Annotated in this window: 22 protein-coding genes; 13 read left to right on the forward strand and 9 right to left on the reverse strand. The window is 60.7% G+C overall.

All coding sequences use genetic code 11. The features are described 5' to 3' along the window. Positions 1–54 precede the first annotated feature (54 nt). The 5 genes from AC1RT6_RS06740 to AC1RT6_RS06760 all read left to right on the forward strand — a co-directional run bounded on the left by AC1RT6_RS06740 (position 55) and on the right by AC1RT6_RS06760 (position 6,272). Positions 55–303, forward strand: a complete 249-nt coding sequence (locus AC1RT6_RS06740; protein WP_079445773.1) for an exodeoxyribonuclease VII small subunit — start codon at positions 55–57, stop codon at positions 301–303. A 531-nt stretch (positions 304–834) separates the two neighbouring features. After that, a complete protein-coding gene (dxs, locus tag AC1RT6_RS06745; RefSeq protein ID WP_079445772.1) occupies positions 835–2,763 on the forward strand; it encodes a 1-deoxy-D-xylulose-5-phosphate synthase in 1,929 nt (642 codons plus the stop codon). Positions 2,764–2,960: 197 nt separating this feature from the next. Further along, complete coding sequence (locus AC1RT6_RS06750) at positions 2,961–3,716, forward strand: TlyA family RNA methyltransferase (protein WP_079445770.1); 756 nt, start codon at positions 2,961–2,963, stop codon at positions 3,714–3,716. Between the two features lie 122 nt (positions 3,717–3,838). Beyond that, positions 3,839–5,077: a class I SAM-dependent RNA methyltransferase gene (locus AC1RT6_RS06755; RefSeq protein ID WP_079445769.1), complete on the forward strand. Its 1,239-nt coding sequence runs from the start codon at positions 3,839–3,841 to the stop codon at positions 5,075–5,077. 136 nt (positions 5,078–5,213) lie between these two features. Further along, the gene (locus tag AC1RT6_RS06760; protein WP_079445768.1) at positions 5,214–6,272 is read left to right on the forward strand and encodes a class I SAM-dependent methyltransferase; all 1,059 of its coding nucleotides are present in this window, start codon (positions 5,214–5,216) and stop codon (positions 6,270–6,272) included. 137 nt (positions 6,273–6,409) lie between these two features. On the opposite strand, the gene aroC is transcribed toward AC1RT6_RS06760, so the two are convergent. Both aroC and AC1RT6_RS06770 read right to left on the reverse strand, forming a co-directional pair. After that, a complete protein-coding gene (gene aroC / locus AC1RT6_RS06765) occupies positions 6,410–7,516 on the reverse strand; it encodes a chorismate synthase (RefSeq protein ID WP_079445767.1) in 1,107 nt (368 codons plus the stop codon). 129 nt (positions 7,517–7,645) lie between these two features. Next, complete coding sequence (locus AC1RT6_RS06770; RefSeq protein ID WP_079445766.1) at positions 7,646–8,239, reverse strand: histidine phosphatase family protein; 594 nt, start codon at positions 8,237–8,239, stop codon at positions 7,646–7,648. Between the two features lie 612 nt (positions 8,240–8,851). On the opposite strand from AC1RT6_RS06770, the gene AC1RT6_RS06775 reads away from it, so the two are divergent. The 3 genes from AC1RT6_RS06775 (at position 8,852) to AC1RT6_RS06785 (ending at position 10,590) form a co-directional block, all read left to right on the forward strand. After that, entirely contained in the window at positions 8,852–9,577 is a 726-nt protein-coding gene (locus AC1RT6_RS06775; protein ID WP_079445765.1) for a helix-turn-helix transcriptional regulator, read from the forward strand. Between the two features lie 78 nt (positions 9,578–9,655). Then, a complete protein-coding gene (locus tag AC1RT6_RS06780; RefSeq protein WP_079445764.1) occupies positions 9,656–10,288 on the forward strand; it encodes an acyl-homoserine-lactone synthase in 633 nt (210 codons plus the stop codon). Positions 10,289–10,383: 95 nt separating this feature from the next. Next, the gene (locus AC1RT6_RS06785) at positions 10,384–10,590 is read left to right on the forward strand and encodes a hypothetical protein (protein WP_079445763.1); all 207 of its coding nucleotides are present in this window, start codon (positions 10,384–10,386) and stop codon (positions 10,588–10,590) included. Positions 10,591–10,781: 191 nt separating this feature from the next. Here the strand turns inward: AC1RT6_RS06785 and AC1RT6_RS06790 are convergent, their stop codons facing one another. Further along, positions 10,782–11,738 carry a DnaJ C-terminal domain-containing protein gene (locus AC1RT6_RS06790; RefSeq protein ID WP_079445762.1) on the reverse strand — a complete coding sequence of 319 codons (957 nt, stop codon included), beginning with the start codon at positions 11,736–11,738 and terminating at the stop codon, positions 10,782–10,784. Between the two features lie 121 nt (positions 11,739–11,859). Then, positions 11,860–12,339 carry an RT0821/Lpp0805 family surface protein gene (locus tag AC1RT6_RS06795; protein WP_244553408.1) on the reverse strand — a complete coding sequence of 160 codons (480 nt, stop codon included), beginning with the start codon at positions 12,337–12,339 and terminating at the stop codon, positions 11,860–11,862. Between the two features lie 41 nt (positions 12,340–12,380). Here AC1RT6_RS06795 and pdxH point away from each other — a divergent pair, with 41 nt between their 5' ends. The 3 genes from pdxH (at position 12,381) to AC1RT6_RS06810 (ending at position 14,090) form a co-directional block, all read left to right on the forward strand. Continuing rightward, entirely contained in the window at positions 12,381–13,022 is a 642-nt protein-coding gene (gene pdxH / locus AC1RT6_RS06800) for a pyridoxamine 5'-phosphate oxidase (protein WP_079445761.1), read from the forward strand. Next, positions 13,019–13,810 (forward strand): SDR family NAD(P)-dependent oxidoreductase, encoded by a 792-nt coding sequence (locus AC1RT6_RS06805; protein ID WP_079445760.1) that lies wholly within the window; start codon positions 13,019–13,021, stop codon positions 13,808–13,810. Before pdxH ends, AC1RT6_RS06805 begins: the two co-directional genes overlap by 4 nt. Before the next feature lie 94 nt (positions 13,811–13,904). Then, positions 13,905–14,090: a hypothetical protein gene (locus AC1RT6_RS06810; RefSeq protein WP_158081494.1), complete on the forward strand. Its 186-nt coding sequence runs from the start codon at positions 13,905–13,907 to the stop codon at positions 14,088–14,090. 200 nt (positions 14,091–14,290) lie between these two features. Here the strand turns inward: AC1RT6_RS06810 and AC1RT6_RS06815 are convergent, their stop codons facing one another. Together AC1RT6_RS06815 and AC1RT6_RS06820 are read right to left on the reverse strand one after the other, a co-directional pair. Further along, a complete protein-coding gene (locus AC1RT6_RS06815; RefSeq protein ID WP_079445759.1) occupies positions 14,291–15,271 on the reverse strand; it encodes a magnesium transporter CorA family protein in 981 nt (326 codons plus the stop codon). 137 nt (positions 15,272–15,408) lie between these two features. Next, positions 15,409–15,648, reverse strand: coding sequence for a hypothetical protein (locus AC1RT6_RS06820; protein ID WP_493029335.1), 240 nt, complete (start codon positions 15,646–15,648; stop codon positions 15,409–15,411). A 119-nt stretch (positions 15,649–15,767) separates the two neighbouring features. On the opposite strand from AC1RT6_RS06820, the gene AC1RT6_RS06825 reads away from it, so the two are divergent. Then, on the forward strand, positions 15,768–16,433 hold the full coding sequence (locus AC1RT6_RS06825; RefSeq protein ID WP_079445758.1) for a L,D-transpeptidase: 666 nt from the start codon (positions 15,768–15,770) through the stop codon (positions 16,431–16,433). 199 nt (positions 16,434–16,632) lie between these two features. Here the strand turns inward: AC1RT6_RS06825 and AC1RT6_RS06830 are convergent, their stop codons facing one another. Beyond that, a complete protein-coding gene (locus AC1RT6_RS06830; protein ID WP_079445757.1) occupies positions 16,633–17,685 on the reverse strand; it encodes an extensin family protein in 1,053 nt (350 codons plus the stop codon). 128 nt (positions 17,686–17,813) lie between these two features. Here AC1RT6_RS06830 and AC1RT6_RS06835 point away from each other — a divergent pair, with 128 nt between their 5' ends. Beyond that, positions 17,814–19,442: a fatty-acid--CoA ligase gene (locus AC1RT6_RS06835; protein ID WP_079445756.1), complete on the forward strand. Its 1,629-nt coding sequence runs from the start codon at positions 17,814–17,816 to the stop codon at positions 19,440–19,442. Positions 19,443–19,521: 79 nt separating this feature from the next. Here AC1RT6_RS06835 and AC1RT6_RS06840 read toward each other — a convergent pair whose 3' ends face one another. Then, positions 19,522–20,163 (reverse strand): hydrolase, encoded by a 642-nt coding sequence (locus AC1RT6_RS06840; RefSeq protein ID WP_079445755.1) that lies wholly within the window; start codon positions 20,161–20,163, stop codon positions 19,522–19,524. A 134-nt stretch (positions 20,164–20,297) separates the two neighbouring features. Then, entirely contained in the window at positions 20,298–21,179 is an 882-nt protein-coding gene (locus AC1RT6_RS06845; protein WP_472791300.1) for a pirin family protein, read from the reverse strand. Positions 21,180–21,285: the final 106 nt, after the last annotated feature.

Consider the following 21,285-nt stretch of genomic DNA (forward strand, 5'->3'; position numbering starts at 1 on the left):
ATATTCCCGAAAAACGTCATAATCCGCCCAAACAATCGAGTCGGAAAAACCCAGATGGCCGAAAATGCCCCTGCTGACGTGAAGACGCTTTCCTTCGAGCATGCCATTGAGGAACTCGAATCGATCGTCAAGCGCCTGGAGGACGGCAAGGTCGCGCTCGAGGAATCGGTCGCAATCTATGAGCGCGGAGAAGCGCTGAAACGGCGCTGCGAGGAGTTGTTGCGCCGGGCAGAAGCAAGGGTGGAGAAAATTACCACGGATGCTTCCGGCCAGGTCACAGGCACCGAGCCGCTCGACGTATAGTGAAGCACCGCGCGTCGCGGGAAGTCGGACGGATCGCTATGGCATGCTCTTCATATGGTCTGTCAAAAGGTCAGCGTTATAAGAGGTATTAAAAACCCTTGAATGAATTGTCATTTTATTGTGGTCCCGCGAGGGCTTCCAAGGCTGCAACCTACGCTCCTCGACCACGTTAACATTTCAGTAGCCCGGTTCAGGAACTCTTGAACCTGCGGCAGAGTCACCTCTACTCGAGTGAAAGGGGGTGCCCGTTGGCTTTAGCGGCGGGTTTGGTGTAAATGCTTCTGGAACGATGCGAACCGGCTCCGCCGTTGGCGCTCAAGTGGAGTAAGTGCTTCAAGCAGCTTGCAAAAATGATTGGACTACGCGATCCGACACATAGTGACGCCTATCATAATTCCCGGCCGGAGCATCAGGTAAACTTCGGACTCACGTTTCTCAGCGCGGGAGGTTTCGTGGCTCTTGGACGCTTTATGCGTGACCACGCCAGCGTCCGTTTGCCGCTCCCGGACATGCAAGATTGGAAATGTCGCAGTGACCGCTTTCAATAAGACCCCGCTTCTCGACACCATCCGCACCCCCGCAGACCTGCGCAAGCTCAAGGTGGAGCAGGTCCGGCAGATTGCGGACGAGTTGCGCCTGGAGACGATCGACGCGGTTTCGGTGACGGGGGGGCATTTCGGTGCCGGTCTCGGCGTGGTCGAGCTCACCACGGCCATCCACTACGTCTTCGATACCCCGCGCGACCGGCTCATCTGGGATGTCGGCCATCAGGCCTATCCGCACAAGATCCTGACCGGCCGTCGCGACCGCATTCGCACGCTGCGCACCGGCGGCGGCCTATCCGGATTCACCAAGCGCACCGAAAGCGACTACGACCCGTTCGGCGCCGCGCATTCCTCGACCTCAATCTCCGCCAGCCTCGGCATGGCGGTGGCGCGCGACCTCTCCGGCGGCAAGAACAACGTCATCGCCGTGATCGGCGACGGCGCAATGTCCGCAGGCATGGCGTATGAGGCGATGAACAATGCCGGCGCGATGAACTCGCGGCTGATTGTCATTCTCAACGACAACGACATGTCGATCGCGCCGCCTGTTGGCGCAATGTCCGCTTATCTGTCACGGCTATACTCCGGCAAGACCTATCGCTCGCTGCGCGAGGCGGCCAAGCAGCTCGGCAAGCACCTGCCTAAAATGATCGCCGACCGCGCCGAGCGCGTCGAGGAATATTCGCGCGGCTTCATGACCAACAGCGGCACGCTGTTCGAGGAACTCGGCTTCTACTATGTCGGCCCGATCGACGGTCACAACCTCGATCACCTGTTGCCGGTGCTGAAGAACGTCCGCGACATGGAGAACGGCCCGATCCTGGTTCACGTCGTGACCCAGAAGGGCAAGGGCTATCCGCCAGCGGAGGCCGCCGCCGACAAGTATCACGCCGTGGTCAAGTTCGACATCTCCACCGGCGCGCAGTCCAAATCGAAACCGAACGCACCCGCCTATCAGAACGTATTCGGCCAGAGTCTCGTCAAGGAAGCCGAGAAGGACGACAAGATCGTCGCCATCACCGCGGCGATGCCGTCCGGCACCGGCGTCGACATCTTCAACAAGGCTTTCCCGAAACGCACCTTCGATGTCGGCATTGCCGAGCAGCACGCTGTGACGTTCGCCGCCGGCCTCGCTACCGAGGGTTTCAAGCCGTTCTGTGCTATCTATTCGACATTCCTGCAACGTGGGTACGATCAGGTGGTGCACGACGTGGCGATCCAGTCGCTCCCGGTGCGCTTCGCCATCGACCGCGCCGGCCTCGTCGGCGCCGACGGCGCGACACACGCCGGCTCGTTCGACAACGCTTTTCTCGGCTGCCTGCCGAACATGGTCATCATGGCGGCGTCCGATGAGGCCGAGCTGGTGCATATGGTGGCGACGCAGGTCGCGATCAACGACCGCCCCAGCGCGGTACGCTATCCGCGCGGCGAAGGCCGCGGCGTCGAAATGCCGGAGGTCGGCGTTCCACTTCCGATCGGCAAGGGCCGCATCGTCCGCTACGGCAGCAAGGTCGCGTTATTGTCTTTCGGCACTCGTCTTGCCGAATGCGAAAAGGCGGCCGACGAACTTGCAGCGCATGGCCTGTCCACCACCATCGCCGACGCCCGTTTCATGAAACCGCTCGACGTTGACCTGGTGCTGAAACTCGCGCGGGACCACGATGTGCTTGTCACGATCGAGGAAGGCTCGGTTGGAGGCTTCGGCTCCCACGTGTTGCAGACGCTGACGGATAACGGCGCGTTGGACAGCGGCCTGGTGCGGGTACGCTCGATCATCCTGCCCGACGAGTTCCTTGACCACGATACCCCAACCGCGATGTACGCTCACGCCGGGCTTGATGCCAAAGGCATCGTCGCCAAGGTATTCGAGGCACTCGGCAAGGACGTCAGCGCCGAGACCGTCAAGCTGGCCTGAGCATCACATGATGCGCTCGCCGTTATTGCACGCACGCGACAAAATTGGCCCTTGCCAATTTTGCGCTGGGCCAAGCAATCCAGCGTTGCACGCGAAGACCCGATTGCTTCGTCGCAAGTGCTCATCGCAATGAAGACGATATAAATCGTCCGCGCATCGGATCGGTTTCCAGCCGGTCTCCAGGCTTTGAGCTCACCATGGCGAAGCGCGACAATACCGGACCCCACGCTCGCAAGCGAGCCGACGTTCTGCTGGTCGAGCGCGGCCTGTTCGAAAGCCGGGCGCGGGCTCAAGCCGCGATCGAGGCCGGGTTCGTTACCGCCGACGGAAAGGCGGTGACAAAAGTTTCCGAGACGATTGACGTCAATGCCGCGATCGAGGCGCGACCCGCGCACCCTTACGTATCGCGTGGCGGCGTGAAGCTTGCCGGCGCGCTCGCGAAGTATCCGATCGAAATCGAGAACCATATCTGTCTTGATGTCGGCGCCTCGACCGGCGGCTTCACCGAAGTGCTGCTGAGCGAGGGTGCGTCGCTGGTGTTCGCCGTCGATGTCGGCCGCGATCAACTGCATCCGAGCCTGCGCGGTCATCCCCGGGTGGTGTCGATGGAGTCCACTGACATCCGCTCGCTGGAGGGCACGCGGCTGCCGCAACGGCCGAACGTGGTGGTGATGGATGCGAGCTTTATTTCGTTGAAAGCCATCCTTCCGGTCGCATTATCGTTGGCGGCAGCGCCGATGCATCTGCTCGTGTTGATCAAGCCACAATTCGAGGCGCCGCGTGTCGCGATCAAAAAGGGCATCGTCCGCGATGCAGCGGTGCATCGTGCGGTGTGCAACGATATCGCTGCCTTCGCGGCGACTCTGGGATGCAGCGATATAGAGATTTTCCCGTCCCCGATCCCAGGCGGCGACGGCAACATCGAATTCTTCCTGGGTGCCAAGCGTGGCTGAACACATTGCCGTCATTGCGAGCGCCAGCGAAGCAATCCAGATTGTCGTAGCAAAAACTGGATTGCTTCGTCGCAAGTGCTCCTCGCAATGACGACGTCTCTCTTCCAGAACTCGTGCACCGCATGACCAAACACCTGACCATCGATCACGTCGGCCATCGCGGCGACGGCGTCGCCCAGACCGATGGCGGCAACGTCTATGTCCCTTACACACTGGGCGGAGAAGCCGTCGAGATCGAACCGCTCGCCGGCCATGGAGACCGCGCGCGCCTCCTCCGCATCGAGACAGCGAGCCCGGATCGGATCGCGCCGTTCTGTACTCACTTTGGCGCATGCGGGGGCTGTGCGATCCAGCACTGGCGGCCGGAGGCCTACCGCGCCTGGAAGCGGCAGATCGTGATCGACACGCTGGCACAGGCCCGCATCGACTGTGCGGTGGACGAACTCATCGACGCGCATGGCGCCGGCCGCCGGCGGATCACCCTCCATGCCCGGAGCGACGACGGCAAGCTGCGCGTGGGCTTCGCCGCACCGAACAGCCATGCCATCGTGCCGATCGATGCGTGCCCGGTGCTCGACCCTGCCCTCCACGGCGCGATTGATGCAGCGCGTGAGCTGGCCGAAGCGTTGAAGCCTGCGAACAAGCCGCTCGATATCCAGGTGACCGCGACCTGCAATGGCCTCGATGTCGACGTCCGCGGCTCCGGACAACTGCCCGCCGCGTTGGTCGCAACACTATCGCGTATCGCAGAGGCGCACCGGCTGGCCCGGCTGACCCGCCACGGCGAACTGGTGCTGATGCGCGCGCCGCCTGTGATCGAGATCGGCGCGTCCCGGCTTGTCCTTCCGCCGGGCTCATTCCTACAGGCGACGGTCGCCGGCGAAGAAACGCTGGCGGCCCGGGTCGCCGCGCATTGCGGCAAGGCCAGGCATATCGCCGATCTGTTCTGCGGCGTCGGCCCATTCGCGCTGCGCCTGGCGGCCCGAGCGCGGATCGCGGCCTTCGACAATGACGCAGCCGCAGTGGCGGCGTTACAGAAGGCGACAGCAGTCCCCGGGCTGAAACCGATCAAGGCCGAGATTCGCGATCTATTCCGCCGCCCGTTGATGGCCCAGGAACTGCGTGACCTCGATGCGGCGGTCTTCGATCCACCCCGGAAGGGCGCAGAGGCACAAAGCAAACAACTCGCAGCCAGCAGGATTCCCGTCGTTGTCGCTGTGTCGTGCAACACAGCGACATTTGCGCGTGACGCGCGCATCCTCATCGATGGGGGCTACAACCTGGAGACTGTAACGCCCGTCGACCAATTCCGACATTCGCCGCACATCGAACTGGTCGCGAAATTTTCACGCCGGCGGTGAACCGTTCGCGGCGTACAATGACCCACGACCGAGGGGCTCCGTTTGTCATCCGGAGGTATCGCTTCCTCCAACGCCATGGCTCGCGCGTATCAAGGCAGGTCGATGGACCCAGGATGAAACTTCACAGGAGGCTTTCATGGACGTGAATATGGATCGACTGCATCAATTCATGGGCAAGATGGTCACCGACATCGGCGCCGCTGCCAATGCCGCCCTGATCCGGACCGGCGACCGCCTCGGGCTCTACAAGGCGTTGGCGAACAAAGGCCCGATGACATCAGCCGAACTGGCGCAAGCCACCGGCACTACTGAGCGTTACGTGCGCGAATGGCTGTCGGCGCAGGCTGCATCGGGTTACGTCGAGTATGACGCAACGACGAAGACGTTCTCGATGCTGCCGGAACAGGCGATGGTGTTCGCCGACGACGACAGCCCGGTGTTCATGGGCGCGATCGGCGACATGATGGCCGCGATCATGCTCGATGAGCCGAAGGTCTCGGAAGCCTTCAAGAGTGGCAAAGGCGTCGGCTGGAACGACCGCGCCGAATGCCTGTTCTGTGGCACCGCGCGCTTCTTCCGTACAACCTACAAGCATCATCTGGTGCAGGAATGGTTGCCCGCGCTCGACGGCGTGGTTGCCAAACTCGAACGCGGCGCCAAGGTCGCCGATGTCGGCTGCGGCCATGGCATTTCGACGCTGCTGATGGCCAAGGCTTATCCGAATTCGCATTTCTTCGGCTTCGACGCCCATCCGGGCTCGATCGCCGCCGCACAAGCCGCCGCAGCCAGCGAGGGTTTGAGCCAGCGCGTCACCTTCGCAGTCGCCACCGCCAAGACGTATCCGGCCAACGACTACGATCTGGTATGCTTCTTCGATTGCCTGCACGACATGGGCGACCCTGTCGGCGCGCTCAGTCACGTCCGGGCGACGCTGGCGAAGGACGGCACCTGCATGCTGGTCGAGCCGTTCGCCCAGGACAAACTGGAAGACAACCTCAATCCGGTTGGCCGGCTGTTCTACGCGGCGTCCACCATGGTTTGCACGCCAGCGTCGATGGCCCAAGAGGTCGGCCTCGCGCTTGGCGCGCAAGCCGGCGAGACCCGGCTCCGCGAGGTCGCCAAGGCTGCCGGTTTCTCTCAGTTACGCCGCGCGGCGGAAACACCGTTTAACCTGGTGCTGGAGGCACGAGTCTGAGCCGACAGATCGGCTCTTGTCCTGCGGGCCACGTGTGTAGCGATTTTGAGCGAAGTGGATACCGGTTCGCGTGAAGAAAACGCGTCAAAACAACAATCTGGAGCTTCGCTTGTGATTCAATCAGAAGCGGAAAGGCTCTAGCGCGCGCCGACCTGCCCTCGGTGACGCAGGAAATGATCCGCCAGGACGCAGGCCACCATGGCCTCTCCCACCGGTACGGCGCGGATGCCGACGCAAGGATCATGACGGCCCTTGGTGAGGATATCGGTATCGGTGCCGTTGCGATCGATGGTTTTACGCGGCGACAGGATGGACGAGGTCGGCTTCACCGCGAACCGCGCCACAACGGGTTGGCCGGTGGATATACCGCCGAGAATGCCGCCGGCATGGTTCGAGGTGAACACCGGACCATGGTTGCCCATATTGGACGAAGAACTGCGCATCTCGTCGGCATTCTCTTCACCGGTCAGCGCGGCCGCACCAAAGCCAGCACCGATCTCGACGCCCTTGACCGCATTGATGCTCATCAGCGCCGCGGCAAGGTCGCCGTCGAGCTTGGCATAGATCGGCGCGCCGAGTCCTGCCGGCACCCCTTCGGCCACCACCTCAACCACGGCTCCGATGGATGAACCACTCTTGCGGATGCCATCGAGATAGCTCTCGAAGAACGCGGCCTTGTCCTTATCGGGACAGAAGAACGGATTCCGCGCGATCTCGTCCCAATCCCATTTCTCACGATCGATCTTGTGCGGACCCATCTGTACCAGCGCGCCGCGCACGGTCATATTGGGGACGATCTTGCGCGCGATCGCTCCGGCCGCGACCCGCATCGCGGTCTCGCGCGCCGAGGAGCGCCCACCCCCCCGATAGTCGCGCAGACCGTACTTTGCCTCATAGGTGAAGTCGGCATGGCCGGGGCGAAACTTGTCCTTGATGTCGGAATAATCTTTTGAGCGCTGGTCGGCGTTCTCGATCAAAAGTCCGATCGGCGTACCCGTCGTCACCTGCTGACCGGTCTCGGGATCCGCCATAACACCCGACAGAATCTTCACCGCATCCGGCTCCTGCCGCTGCGTCGTAAAACGCGACTGGCCGGGACGGCGGCGGTCGAGATCGCGCTGGATCTCCTCGACCGTTAGGGCGAGCTGCGGCGGGCAACCGTCGACCACGCAGCCAATTGCTACCCCGTGGCTTTCGCCAAAGGTCGTGACCCGGAACAGATGACCGAAGGTATTGTGAGACATCGATAATCCAAAGCGCGAAACCGCTACTTCTCGTAGCGGCATGTTGCGCAAATCGCAACTTTCCGGCTTGCGGTTCGGCCGCTCTATCACCTCAGGCTATGGAACCGCCGGGGGAGCGCGGTTTCTTGCTTAACTATGCTTGGCCAGCCCATCCTCGCCGAGCACATACACCGCACCCTGCTCGATGCGCAGACTGGCAGCTGCTTTCGCAGTCTGAAGCCCCATCACGACCATCAGCGCCCGCGCCGTGCCGCTATGCGCGACCGCGACGGTGGCGGACCTTAGCGAATGATACCAGTCGTGCAACCGGGAGGTGGCTGAGGCGTAGCTTTCGCCGCCCGGCGGCGCCACGCTCCATTTATCAGCCTCACGGGCAGCATAGACATCGGGATTGGCGATCCTCATCTCCGCCAGGGTCAGACCTTCCCAATGCCCGTAACCGACCTCGCGCAACCGATCGTCGACGGAATAGTCATGAAGCGGCAGGTTCAATACGCCGCGCGTCAGTTCCATGGTAGCGCGCGCGCGGACAAGCGGGCTGGTGACGAAACCCAATCCGACGGGATCGCGATCCTCACGCGCAAGCAGCTTGCGCAGAATGTCCCCGGCTTTCGTCGCCTCGGCGCGGCCGAGATCATTGAGCGGAATGTCCTGGAGGCCCTGGAAGCGGCCGAGGGCGTTCCATTCGGTCTTGCCGTGACGGATGTAATAGATGGTGGGCATATCAAGGGCGGCTGGACTGACAACCGATTAGAATCAACGAAGTCATTCCATGTTTTCACTTGCAAGGCCGTGAGGGCCGTTGACGCCCGACCCGAGGTCGGACAGGCGGTGATGGTTGATGACCGCATATACACTATTGGTTCAGCGGAAATACAGAGGCTATGAAGCCGCCTGCCAATATCGCATCCCGGACCGCAAGGGGCGTTTTCAGGTCATCGGCCTGCCGCGATATCACTACCCATTCGTAACGCCCCGTACTAAAATAAATTCCGTGAGTTTCGAAAAATGCTCCAATATTGTCCCTACCGAATCGCGGAACTGCAAACCGTCGTCGACTGGCTCAAAACATCGCTTCCAAATTCAACTAAGGTCGGACAACACGGTTGACCCGCGCAGCGAATCAGAACCGCTAGATTTGGACAACGATCAAGGCGAACGGATCGCGAAGCTGATGAATCTAGGGAACTTTGAGGAAATCGCCAAGTTACCCGGGCAGCCAAGCCCTAGCTGTAGCGGCCGTAGCGACACGCCGCATCATACAACAGTTGCAATTAATCCAAATGTCGCTCGATAGTGTACTCAGCCGCCTATATAGGCAGTTCGGGGGCCGGAATGTCGCGACAGACGCTGGACGATACCCTAACTTGTATTGCGAGACTTGATAAGGCTTCGACCCTGGCACAGATAGCCGATGTCGTTGTTGACGTCGCGCGCCCGTTCGGCTTTTCGCATGTGCTCGCAGGCATCATTCCCGTTCCAGGGATGACTGCAGAGCAGCAAATCTCAAATGTCGTTTTGCATCAATGGCCGCAAGCGTGGAGCGAGCGCTATTTCACGCAAGGTTATCTTTTCGACGATCCCACCATCCATCGGGTCAACACATCCACGGAACCATTTCTATGGTCCGAGCTTGAACCAACGTATCGGAACACACCAACGCCGACGCGCATCATGGGGGAAGCGCGCGAGTTTAATCTCGGGTGCGGATTCACTGTTCCGATGATCACCCTTGACGGTCAAACGGCCGGTTTCTCCCTGGCAAGTGAGCGTGCTGAAGTCCCCCCCAAGGTGCGGCGACAGCTACAACTCATCGCCATGCACGCTTTCGCGCGAGCCCTCGCGCAAAAATATAACTCAGCCCCAGTGAATCTGACTCCGCGAGAAATGGATATCCTGCAGTGGATGGCGGAAGGAAAAAGTGATTGGGAAATCGGTGTTATTCTGAAGGTCTCAGAACACCTCGTCGACAAGATCGCACGTCAGCTTCGCGCCAAACTGAACGCCACGAACCGCACCCAGACCGTCGCGACCGCGCTCAGACATAACCTTATCCGATAGGTCAAGGTACGGATTCCCGTACTTGTTCGCCGCCCTTCCTTCGCCCTAACTCGGCGTAGACATGGGCGGAGAACTTCAATGATTCACATCGTAACGGCTGAGAATATCGGTGCCTATCAGTGCGAGATGGAACAGGCCTATCGATTGCGTCACAATGTTTTTGTCGACGAAATGGGGTGGGAAGATCTGCGCAAGCCTGACGGCCGAGAGATCGACCAGTTCGACGACGGGCGCGCACTCCACATGCTCTACATCGAAGACGATCGCGTCCTTGGATATCAACGGATGTTGCCATCGATGCGCCCACACCTCCTCACGGAGGTGCTTCCGCACTTGTGCGAAGGCGACTTCCCTGTAGGACCTCATATTTGGGAATGGACGCGCTATTGCGTGACGCGAGAACATCGCGATCGCGGACGCATTTTGAGCCCGGCCGGAAACCTGCTTTTGTCGTCTATCGTCGAATGGGGCCTAGCGAGCGGCGTCGGAAAGATCATCATCGAGATGAATCCGTTATGGCTTCTTCGCTTGGTGCAATTGAACTTTCGCGTGACCCCCCTCGGATTGCCGCAGCAGATCGGGAAAGATTCAATTATTGCCGTTACCGCGGCGTTCGATCGACGCACGCTGCAGAAACTTCAGGAAATGCGGGGCAATGTCGCCCAAGCCATTGTTGCCCAACCTGAAGCGGATCAGCGGCTTCGTGCGTAGCCAAAAAACTCAGGCCCGTTTCGGTGCCGGATGTTCGGCGGATTCGATCACTAGCAATCATTTTTTATGGCCATACCCGTTGGAGCGGCACGACAATGTTAGTTCGTCTCGAAAGATATGCAGCGGTTGAGCAATTGATCGATGACGCTTGGGAAATGTCCTGCCAACTCGATCTCGGCTTGGTGAAACTCCTCCTGGAAATGGCGAAACTTGAACTTTATGAGGAGATGCAGGCCGCGATCGGTTCAAACGAGATTAAGCGTTCAGAAAGGCGAACGGGGGCTCGTCGACAACTGCAATAGAGCCGACAGTCACAGAACGTTGGGTTTTGCAGCTATCCGCCGCAAAAAAAACGCCCTCCCACCGGAGCGAGCAGCGTGGCCAGTTGAGGAAAGACTTAAATGGGCCGAGCATCCTCGGGCACGGTAGCGCGACAGCCGGATGAAAATCCCGGCCAACGCATCGCGTGATCAGGCTCCCCGACGCACACGCGCTAACCGAGATCGCGACGGGGGCTGTAGGAGCGCGCCTCGCGCCACTTCTCCATGAGCGCCTCAAGCTCGGCGTCATTGCCGTCGGGCAGGACGATTCGCGTCGTAACGAACAGATCGCCGGAGGACCCCCCCTTCGGGATGCCCTTGCCCTTGAGGCGAAAGGTGCGACCGCCCGAAGTGTTCTTCGGGATCGACAGTTCAACTGCGCCGCCGAGCGTCGGCACCCGCACCTTGCTGCCCAGCACCGCCTCATAGAGCGTGATAGGCAACTCGGCGCGCAAATCGCCCCCGTCGATCTTGAAGAACGGATGCGGGGCGACCGTCACCGTGATCAGGAGATCACCGGGGCGATGTCCGGGCACGGTGTCGCCCTGCCCTCTCAGCCGAATCTGCTGGCCCGACGTTACGGCGGCCGGAATTCTGACATTGAGTTCCTTGCCGCTGGGCAGGCGGATGCGTTTCTCGCCACCTTTGACCGACTCCTCGAGCGTGACTGTCATGGCGATATTGAGATCGAGATCAGGCGAACCGAACGTGCTGGACTCAAAATCAAACGCCTGCGCGCCCGGCCGGCGTCCACCCCGCGCGCCGCCGAACATGCTGTTGATAATGTCCTCAAACCCGCCACCATCACCCCCGGGGCCACCGCCACCGCGGAAGCCGTACTGCTCGAAACCGCCGCCCGGCCGCGCGCCAGCGCGACCTCCACCGCCCGGGAAACCCTGAAAGCGCGGCTTGCCGTCTGCGTCGATCTCGCCCCGGTCAAACTGCTTGCGCCTGACCTCGTCGCCTAGGATCTCGTTGGCGGAATTCACCTCCGCGAACCGTTCGGCGGCCTTGGGATCGTTCGTGTTGGCGTCAGGGTGGTGCTTCTTCGCGAGCTTGCGAAAAGCACTTTTAATCGCCGCGGCGCTGGCGCCCCGCTGCACCCCCAAGACCTCATAGGGGTCGCGCATCCGTACCGTCTCCTTCAGGAATCTGGACAATGAGCCCCCGGACCCACCGTGCCTATCATTTGGGGTATCCGTGGCATTTTTGCAACGAGGTGGTTCAGCTATTCGCAGCTGCCGTTCTGCATCAGCTTCGCCAGGGTTTGAGGGATTGGATTTCCCACTGACCGCCGCGGGCTCTGCACGCCGCCCCCTGCAACCAACTTTCGGACTTTCCGTTAACGTAACTCGCCAAAAAATCACGGCAAGTGCGCCCCTCGGCGCTATAGGCCTGTGCCAGCGGCGTTACCGAGCCCCGCGCGCCGGTCGAGGGGTTTTCCCATGGCTGGCTCGCATCCTTATTCCCTTTAGTCAGCACGTCGGAGGCGGCTGTGCGCGCGAAAGCAAGATCGGTGTCCGTCGGACGCGCATGGGAGAGCGCTGCGATCGATCCGGTAGCCTCGTCGTCTCCCATCTGCGCGAACGCCGCTTGATTCCGTGCCATACTGCAGCCTCCGGTCGTAGCCCCAATCATGATCGCCGCCACGATGGCGGCGAAGGGTCCGATCGCGGATAGGCCAACGCGCAGACGTGCCCTATACAGGTTTGCCCTGTATAAGGACCGCAACGGACTTTCGACGATAGACCGGCGCAACCTGTGGACCCCGTATGAACGACACCACGGACATCAAGAACACAAGCCAGTTAACGTCCGGTGATTTCACGGAAGCCCAGGATCCTTTTGCCCTCTTCGCGGCGTGGCTCGCGGAAGCCGTCGCGTCAGAACCAAACGACCCCGATGCCATGGCGCTCGCTACCACAGACGCCGACGGCCTGCCTGATGTGCGCATGGTGCTGATGAAGGGCTTCGATGCCGGGGGCTTTGTGTTCTACAGCCACATCGCCAGCGCCAAGGGCCGCGAACTCGCCGCAAATCCCAAAGCGGCATTGTTGTTTCACTGGAAGTCGCTACGCCGGCAGGTCCGTGTGCGCGGGCCCGTGACGCCCGTCACCGATGCGGAGGCCGATGCCTATTTCGCCACGCGTCCGAAGCAGGCGCAGATCGGCGCCTGGGTCAGCAAGCAGTCGCAGCCGCTGGAAAGCCGTTTCGCGTTCGAGCAGGCGATCGCGAAGGAAGCCGCAAAATACATCATCGGCGGTGTGCCGCGACCGCCGGGCTGGAGCGGCTGGCGGATCGCACCGACGCAATTCGAATTCTGGCACGACCGCCCATTCCGGCTGCACGACCGCATCGAATTCCGCCGCACGGCGCCTGATGCTCCGTGGACCAAGACAAGGCTGTACCCATGACCCCCGACAAAGCAAATCCTCGAACCGAGATGGCGACGGCGGTCGACCCCAACGCGCCGCGCCGCACATTGCTGCTGACCGGCGCGAGCCGCGGCATCGGCCACGCGACCGTAATCCGGTTTTCCAGCGCGGGATGGCGGGTCATCACCTGCTCGCGGCATCCGTTTCCGGAACAGTGCCCCTGGGATGCCGGCCCCGAAGACCACATTCAGGTCGACCTGTCCGACCCCGAAAACACGATGCAGGCCATCCAGGAGATCCGATCGCGGCTCGAAGGCGGTAAGCTGCATGCGCTGGTCAACAATGCCGCGATCTCGCCGAAGGGCGAGGGCGGCGCGCGGCTTGGCTCACTGAACACCGACATGGAGACCTGGGAGAAGGTATTCCGTGTCAACTTCATGGCGCCGATCATGCTGGCGCGCGGACTGATCGGCGAACTGAAGGCTGCGAAAGGCTCTGTTGTGAACGTCACATCGATCGCCGGCTCGCGCGTGCATCCGTTCGCGGGCGCGGCCTATTCAACTTCAAAAGCGGCGCTGGCCTCACTGACCCGCGAGATGGCGGCGGACTTCGGCCGCCTCGGCGTACGCGTTAATGCAATCGCGCCGGGCGAGATCGACACTTCGATCCTGTCGCCTGGAACCGAGAAGATCGTCCAGCGCCAGATTCCGCTGCGTCGCCTCGGCACCCCGGACGAAGTCTCAAAAATCGTCTACGTGCTCTGCACGGAGACGAGTTCATATGTCAACGGCGCGGAGATCCACATCAACGGCGGCCAACACGTATAGACCGGACGCGGACAAGCACCATTGGCACGTATCATTTCCGGAATCGCAGTCGCCGTCGGACTCCATAGCTCCCGCCATGGAAATCCGAGCTCACGTGAAATCGCGTATCCGGGATGAGGACGCTAAGTTCAATCCGCGCAAGACCTTCGTGATGGCGCGCGCGCTATCGGCGCAGCGAGACCCGCGCTGGAACAATCGTCGTCATTCTCACCCTCGAGCAACGCTGCACCGCAATGCCGGCATGTGCGTATGGGAGCGACCGCAGCATTGTCCGCACTGAATCTGCGCAACCGTTGATAGCTGCGAAAATCGAGGATGTTGCGATCCCTTGTTACGACTTTCTCAACCATTGTAACTCCCGCGATGTCATGCACGGGTTATGGCAGCAATTTTTCTTGGAAAGCGTTCAGGCGAACATTCAAATTTTACGGGGAAAATTGTGGCAAGCCCTGTCGCAAGGCCGGTGCTCGAGAGTTGGTCCTACAACCACTTCTTCCATTTAAAGATCATGTAGGGCAGCACCGCAGCAATCACCATCATGGTGAGCGCGAACGGATAGCCGTGCGACCAGTTCAACTCAGGTATTATCTTGAAATTCATGCCGTAGATCGAAGCGATCAGCGTCGGCGGCATCAGCACCACAGCCATTACCGAAAACAGTTTAATGATATTGTTCTGCTCGAGATTAACAACTCCAAGCATCGCATCGAGCACGAAGGTGGTCTTGTTCGACAGATAAGAGGCGTGATCGGAAAGCGAGGCGACATCACGTTGCATCGTCTTGAGCTGAGCGAGCATGTCCTTAGACCATTTGATGCTGTTGGATTCGGTCGCGACGAAGGTGACGAGACGGCCTATCGAGACCAGGCTCTCGCGAACTTTCGAGGTGAGATCGCCCTTGCGGCCGATTACGATCAGGATTTCGGAATAGCGTTTGGCACGGCCAGTGCGCGCGGATTCGTTCGGCTCGAAAATGTCGTGGCTGACTTGATCGATGTCGGCGCCGGCGCGCTCCAGAATGTCGGCGCAGCGATCGATCACGGCATCGAGCAATTCGAGCAACACCCCCTCGCCGGTCAAACCCTGTGCAGCCGCGCGCGCAAGCTTGTTCTCCACCAGAGCGAACGGTTTTAGCGCGTCGTAGCGCACGGTGACGAGACGATGGCCGGACAGGATGAACGTGACGGGGGTGATGCGGGGGCGGTCGGTTTCGCTGCCGCACATCAGACTGGCCGTCATGTAGCGCGCGCCGTTCTCGACATAGAGGCGGCTGGAAATCTCGATCTCCTGCATATCCTCCCGGGTTGGCACCGCAACCCCCGCGAGCCCCTCCACGGCGCGGTCCTCGCTCGGCGTCGGGTTCTCGAGATCGATCCACACGGCGCTGTCGGGCAGCGCGGCGGGATCGACCGGACCGGTCTTTCGCAGCGCCATGCCATCTGGCGCGAAGATCGAGAGCATGGCCCCTCCGAAGATAACGGCACCGACTCAAGGTGTGGACACGAACAATCTGAAGTGACGCTGGTGGATTGAATTTGGCATTCGCCAGCCACTTTGTAGCGAACCCGGCAAACGAACTTGAAAGTCTAGTAGAACGTCTAGTGGCCGATTGATCCCGACCTTTGCAAGGGCTTCCCCCGCAACGGAATGCAAATATTGGAATCGGAACCAATCGCAGCATTGAAAAGCAGGCAAGGCACCGCCGCTGCAGCGGATGCAGTTATTCCGATGCGCTGGGAACCAGCAATTACACGCTTCTTGCTACCGTCTTGAGATACTGCGCCGCTGATTTGCGGATCGGCATTTGCGGCAAAAATACCACAGGCGCGAGTTTGCATAGCGACAGAGGCTTCTAAGTGCTGGAATTCGAGGGAATTCCGACAATAATGAGTTTAGAAGATTCTTGGCTTCTGGGGTGCAAGTCGCCAGGATTTCAGTGGGCATTTGGAAAACAACGATGTCGTCTCTTCGGATTAAACTTGGGATTCTGGCTGCGGGCCTGATGCTGTCGGGCTGCATGCAGGCCACGCATTACGAGGCCACGAACGCCAACAACTTCAAGCCGCGCGACAAGGAGTTGCTGTCCAAGGTCTCCTACACGAGAACGCCGGTGGCTGCGCCGTTCCGCCGCGCGATCGTCGATTATCACCGTAAGGAAGCGCCGGGCTCGATCATGGTCGATTCCGACAACCACTACCTCTATTACGTGCTCGATAACGGCAAGGCGATCCGCTACGGCGTCACCGTCGGTGAGGAAGCGCTGGCGTTCTCCGGCGTGGCGAGGGTCGGCAACATGCGTGAGTGGCCGGACTGGATTCCGACCGCCGACATTCACAAGCGCATCGAGGGACTGCCGTCGCGCGTGGCGGGTGGGCCGGATAACCCCCTCGGCGCGCGAGCTCTGTATCTTTATCAGGGCAATAAGGATACGTTGTTCCGGATCCACGGAACCAACCAGCCGGAATATATCGGTGCCTCGATTTCCTCAGGCTGCATTCGCATGACCAATGAGGACGCCATCGATCTTTATGATCGCGTCAAGGTGGGAACGGTGGTGGTTGTGCTTGAGCCGAAACACGGCGCGAAGATGGCCTCGTGGAATGGCGGCGGCAACTTTAACTGATCGACCGATTTCTCAATCTGCAAAGCGCCGGTTCTCCGGCGCTTTTTTATTGCCGTCTGTTTCCCCCGGCGTGTCGGGCCGTACCAGCGTTTGATGGAATCAAAACCGATTTCCAGCTTTGTATTGGGAACGCTTCTTCATGCGAACCGGTGCGCATCTCGGGGCAAACTCGCGAATATGCTTCGCCTATAGCCGTCAATCAGTCGAATAGCGGTCGGAGGAATGGCGGAAGATTGCTGCGGAGCCTCCGTTTGCGTTTCACAGAGTCAGCGGCTGAGCGTCGCGTTGGCGGTTTTGAAGTCGACGGCGTCGGCCACTTTGCAACCTTACCCGCAGCGTCGGCGGCCGTAGGCCGCTTCTGGGGTTGAGGCACCATCTCCGCCGAGATAGCCGCTACAGATCCAGCTCGCGGGGCAGCGCGAGATACCGCGCGGCGCTCTGGTACCGCTTCAAACGCCTTGCCTTTTTCTTCCGCCATTTCACGCTGCGGCGCTTCCGCCGGGCGTTCGGTGGGCAGCAACGGCGCGACCGCCGGCACAGGGTCGTAGATTTCCCAGTGACAGATCCGGTAGCCGTTGCGGCGCTGAATCAGGTCGAGGTGAATATGGTTCTCATGATAGCCATCCGATCCAGGCCCCAGCACCGTGGTGAAGCGCGCGCAAACCGAGCCCAGCACCTTTTCGCGCAGATCCCGCTCCACCGCCCGATCCGCCAAATCGATCGTCCGTCCGTTTGCGAGCTTGAGGGCACCCACGTCGAGCGCATTGGCGCGCCCGTGTTCGGACAGCTTTGCTCCGGCGACCCGGTTGCGCCCTCGGCATTCAAACGAGTCGAGATTGTCGAGTTCGCTGACCCGGCTGCCGAGTCCCTCGGCCAGCGGCGCCATGTCGCTGCGAATCCAGTCCGCAATCGCGGACGCCATTTTGCAACGGAGGGTGGCGGCAGGCTTGACCGCTGCCCGGCCACCGTCGGGCAGCACCACGGCTTCAAGCCGGACCAGATCGTCACCGCCGCACTCGCCCGGCCCCGCAATCGCAGGAATGCTCGGGGCGATAGCGACCGAATCGGTCAACGCCAGGCGGCAGGAAGAAGGCTCCGGCGCAATCTCGGGCGTCGCGGGGCGATCCTCCTCCATCTGCGTGCTACCCTTGCCATCGGGAGCCAGCGCAGCGGCCGGACGAGGCTGTGGCAACGGCGTCCTGCTCCCAGCCAATGCCGTTGCCGGCATTAAAAGGGCTGCGAACGCTACCATGGCCCATGGGTCGCGGGCTAAAGCACCGCACAGCAGTTGGCCGCCTGAAATCCCCACGCCAGACTTCGTCATGGCAAATCCCCGCCAGGAGAACGATAAAGAGAGCGAGGATCAACAGGAAGGCTCGAATGCTCGGCTTGATGCAAGACTGGCCTCTGCTGTGTCATCGGATCATCGATCACGCGGCGAAGGTTCATAGCGGGCGCGAGGTGGTCACGCGATCGGTCGAAGGTCCGATTCATCGGACCAACTACGCCGAAATTCGCGGCCGCGCGCTGAAACTGGCGCAGCGACTCGATCGCCAAGGCATCAAGCTGGGAGACCGCGTCGCTACCATCGCCTGGAACACCTGGCGTCATCTCGAGGCTTGGTATGGCATCATGGGCATCGGCGCGGTCTGCCATACCGTAAACCCTCGCCTGTTTCCGGATCAGATCGCCTGGATCATCAACCACGCGGAAGATCGCATCGTGATGACCGATATCACCTTCATCCCGATTCTGGAGAAGATCGCCGACAGGCTGCCAAGCGTGGAACGCTACATCGTCCTCACCGATAAGGTGCATATGCCGCAGACCGCGCTGAAAAATGCGGTCCCATACGAAGACTGGATCGCGGAAGCCGACGGCGACTTCACCTGGAAAACCTTTGACGAGAACACCGCAGCCGCGATGTGCTACACGTCGGGAACCACGGGCAATCCGAAAGGCGTGGTGTACTCGCATCGGTCCAATGTGTTGCATTCGATGATTGTCAACAGCGCTGACGCGCTGGGTGCGGCATCGAAGGATACAATGCTGCCGATGGTCCCGCTGTTCCATGCCAATAGTTGGGGAATAGCGTTCTCTGCGCCATCCATGGGCACAAAGCTCGTGATGCCCGGCGCCAAACTCGACGGCGCATCGGTTTACGAACTGCTGTCGAGCGAGAAGGTCACCTTCACAGCGGGCGTCCCTACCGTGTGGCTGATGCTGCTGCAGCATATGGAAACAAACAACCTCAGGCTGCCGGACCTCAAGGTGGTGATCTGCGGCGGCTCGGCGGCGCCGCGCTCGGTGATCAAGGCTTTCGACGACATGGGCATCGAGGTTCGCCACTCCTGGGGCATGACGGAGATGTCGTCGCGCGGCACTGCCGGCGCGTTGCAAGGCAAGTTCAGCCACCTCAAGGGAGACGCCAAGCTCGATCGGCTGCAGATGCAGGGATACGCGCCCTTCATGGTCGAAATGAAGATCACCGACGACGCCGGCAACGAACTGCCGTGGGATGGCACGACCCCCGGCCGGCTCAAGGTGCGAGGCCCCGCGATCTCCGGCGCCTACTACCGCGTCAATGACAACATCCTCGACGGGGAGGGCTTCTTCGATACCGGCGACGTTGCCACCCTCGACGAGTACGGCTACGTCCGGATCACGGACCGATCAAAGGACGTGATCAAATCGGGGGGCGAATGGATCTCGTCGATCGATCTGGAAAATCTCGCCGTTGAACATCCCAAGGTAGCGGAAGCCGCCGTAATCGGCATACACCATCCCAAATGGGGCGAACGCCCGCTATTAATTCTCCAAGTCAGGAAAGGCGAGAGCGCGACGCGCGAAGAGATTCTCGGTTTCATGGATGGCAAGATCGCCAAGTGGTGGATGCCCGACGACGTCGCATTCGTCGACAGCATTCCCCACACCGCCACCGGAAAGATTCTGAAAACGGCGCTGCGCGAACAGTTCAGGGGATACAGCTTTCCTAACGCCGCGGCGTGACATTTCGGCGCTGAACCAACGAATGCCTGGGCCGTGAGGCCAAGCATTTTCATGCAACGAAGTGAGGCATCGCGATGGTTCAACCCTGTTTGTCGTAAGAGAATTGAATACCGGCCGTTCCACCCGTCTCGATGAACAAATTTATGAAGGCCGGAACGGTCTCAGCACGCTTCCAGTCGCGTTGCAGTTCGCAGAAGAGCTGCGGCACGCTGCTGAGCTTTGCGCCGGCCTGTTCGATGCGACGCAGGGCCGCCTCATGAGCCGCGACCGACGTCCCGCCGACGGCATCGACGAGCACGTACACCTCGTAACCCTCCTTAAGCGCATCAAGCGCCGGAAAGGTCAGGCAGGCCTCGGTCCACAGCGCCGTCATGATAAGCTTCTTGCGGCCGGTCGCCTCGACCGCCTTGCGGAATTCGACGTCTTCCCACGAATTGATCGTGGTGCGATCATAGGTCGGATATTTGTCGAGCGCCTTGCGGATCGTGGGGATTGGCGGCTTATTGAGTCCGGTCTTCACGTTCACGGTCGAATGGATAATCGGCAGTCCGTAGACGACCGCCGCTTTCGCCGCACCGGTAATGTTGTTGACGAGGATCTGCCGATCCATCGATGCAATGGAGTTCACCTGCACCGGTTGATAGTCGATGATGATGAACGTGGAATTTTGCGGTGTCAGAAGATCATCCTTTGCGGGATCACGGATTGCTTCGCTGACCACGGGTCATTTCCTTTTATTGAAGGGCTCGCTGACATTGACGCGGGTGCATCGACGGCGGGACGAGCGCACCGCCGCTGAATGTTGAAGGATGAGACGCGATCCGGCTAGCCGAATCGCGTCTCTCTCAACCGCCGTCAGCCGCCGGCCGCGACCGGCTCCAGAGTACCGAAGCGGCCGCTCTGGAAATCGATCATAGCCTGGCGGATTTCGCCTTCCGTGTTCATGACGAACGGACCGCGCATCACCACCGGCTCGTCGATCGGCTCGCCGGAGAGGATCAGTACTGAAGCCTCACCATTTGCCTCGATAGTCATCTCTCCGCCGTTGCGGTCGAGCAATGCGAACTGCGCCTCGCGGGCGATCTCGCTACCGTTGACAAGCACCGTGCCCTTTAGCACCACCACCGCGACGGTGTGCCCTTCCGCCGGCTTGAACGTGGCAACGCCGTTGCGGTTGAGCTTCACGTCGTAGATGTCGATCGGCGTAAAGGTCTTCGCCGGCCCTTTTCGGCCGTCGAACCCACCGGCGATCACCCGCAGCTTGCCGGCGTCATCCGGTAAATCCACCGCCGGAATGTCGGCGTCGAGCAAGGTCTGGTATCCGGGATCGGCGTTCTTCGCCTTGGCCGGCAGGTTGACCCAGAGCTGCACCATCTCCAGCGTGCCACCCTTCTTGGTGAAGGCGCGGGAGTGGAACTCCTCATGCAGGATGCCTGAGGCTGCCGTCATCCACTGCACGTCGCCCGGCCCGATCAAACCGCCGTTGCCGGTGGAATCGCGGTGTTCGACCTCACCCTGATAAACAATGGTGACGGTCTCGAAACCGCGATGCGGGTGCACGCCCACACCGCGCGGCTGCTCCACCGGGGTAAAGTCGGCCGGCCCGGCATAGTCGAGCAGCAGGAACGGGCTGACATGGTCGCCGTGGCTGGCGTGCGAGAATAGCGAGCGAACCGGAAAACCGTCGCCCACCCAATGCTGCCGGGGACCGCTAAAGACACCACGTACCTTTCGCATGATGAACCTCCGTGACGCGGCCTAGTTCGACCGCTGTTGCAACGAAGGATATAGGTGGGACAAATACCCCGGTAGCTGGCAATATCACCCATCACTGTCCTATTAA

Source organism: Nitrobacter sp. MLSD-S21 (assembly GCF_058809865.1).